2 protein-coding genes are annotated in these 1,582 nt (G+C 70.5%); both read right to left on the bottom strand.

The genetic code is table 11. The annotated features are described in order from the left end of the window. Nucleotides 1-1,062: MFS transporter (locus B8460_RS10235; RefSeq protein WP_199445602.1), on the bottom strand; the 1,062-nt coding region annotated here is incomplete at its 3' end. Nucleotides 1,063-1,118: 56 nt separating this feature from the next. Next, the coding region (locus B8460_RS10230; RefSeq protein ID WP_048861499.1) for an FCD domain-containing protein at nucleotides 1,119-1,582 on the bottom strand (464 nt) is incomplete at its 5' end.

Here is a 1,582-nt window from a genome sequence, read left to right as displayed (position 1 = left end):
GGCCACCGCGAGGACGAGGCCGCTGAGCGCCACGGTCGCGTTGCCCGGCGCCCAGGCGGTGACGGCGAAGCCCGCGGCGGTGACGAGGCAGGGGACGACGGTGTGCCAGCGCCGCTCGCGCATCCGGTCGGCACTGCTGTTGAGCGCGATCATGGCGACGATCGCCACCGCGTACAGGGCCGCCGTCAGCAATCCGATGCGGAACGGGTCGGCGATGCCGGTCTGCTTGATGATGGTCGGCACCCAGAAGCTGTTGAGGTAGATGCCGCAGACGATGCCGAAATAGATCAGGCCGAGCAGCCACACGCGCGGCGTCTTGAACGCGGCGGAGAGGTGGGCGTGCTCGTGCTTGTCCGCCTCCTCCCGCGCGACGTTGGCGGCGACCAGCGCGCGTTCGTCCTCGGTCAGCCACTTCGCGCCGGCCACGCGGTCGTCGAGGTAGAACAGCGTGACGATGCCGAGGATCAGCGAGGGCACGGTCTCGATCAGGAACAGCCATTGCCAGCCGGCGAAGCCGCCCGCGCCGTTGAAGGATTTCAGCAGCCAGCCGGACAGCGGCCCGCCGCAGATGCTCGCCATCGGGATGGCCGTGAGGAAGATCGCCGTCACCCGCCCGCGCCGACGCGCTGGATACCAGTAGGTCAGATACAGCAGCACGCCGGGGATGAACCCGGCCTCCGCCACGCCGAGCAGGAAGCGCAGGATGTAGAACGACAGCGCGGTGTGGATGAAGGCGGTGGCACCCGACAGCAGCGCCCAGGAGATCATGATGCGCGCGATCCACAGCCGCGCGCCGACGCGGTGGAGGATGACGTTGCTCGGCACCTCCACCAGCACGTAGCCGATGAAGAAGATGCTGGCGCCGAACGCATAGACTTCCTCGCTCAGATGCAGGTCGTCGAGCATCTGCAGCTTCGCGAAGGCGACGTTGACGCGGTCGAGATAGGCCGCGAGGTAGCAGAAGAAGAGAAACGGCACGATGCGCCGCGTCACCTTCGCATAGGTCCGGTCTTCCGCCGTCGCCGTGGCGGCGCCCGCGGTCATGCCTGTCGCCTGGGACACGTCCTCTCCTTTCCGTGCGGTCTGCTGCCGCGTGTAAGTGTGGGTGGTCGCGCCCGTCAGCGGCGCGGATGGGTCGGCGTTCGCTGGGCGCGCGTGCGCCCGGCCCGGGGCGCGGGTGTGGGCGCGGCCGCGGCCGTGGCGTCGTCTTCCGTCGCGCCGGCGAGGCGGGCGGCGGCGCTGGAGATGTGGCGGACGGTGCGCGTCTCGGCCTCGATCGCGTGGCCGGCGACGACGGCTTCCAGGATGGCGGCGTGCTGCTGCCAGATGCTGGGCGGCGGCTCCGACCGGCGCAGAACCTCGCCCATCACGCGGCGGAGGAAGCGCCAGTGGACCTCCGCACTCGGGCCGATCATGGCGTTGCCGGAGGCCGCGTAGAGGAAGGCGTGGAAGGCGACGTCCTGGGCGATCATCGACTTAATGACGCCCCTGGCCACTGCGCCGAGGCCGGCGTCGATGATGCGCGCGCCCTGGTCGCGGGTCTGCGCCGCGACCGCGGCCGAGGCGGCGCAGCGCTCGGCGG

The sequence above is a fragment of the Acidisphaera rubrifaciens HS-AP3 genome (genome assembly GCF_000964365.1).
GTDB lineage: Bacteria > Pseudomonadota > Alphaproteobacteria > Acetobacterales > Acetobacteraceae > Acidisphaera > Acidisphaera rubrifaciens.
Note: the sequence above shows the minus strand (reverse complement) of the source record. Positions and strands in the feature narration are given on the sequence as shown.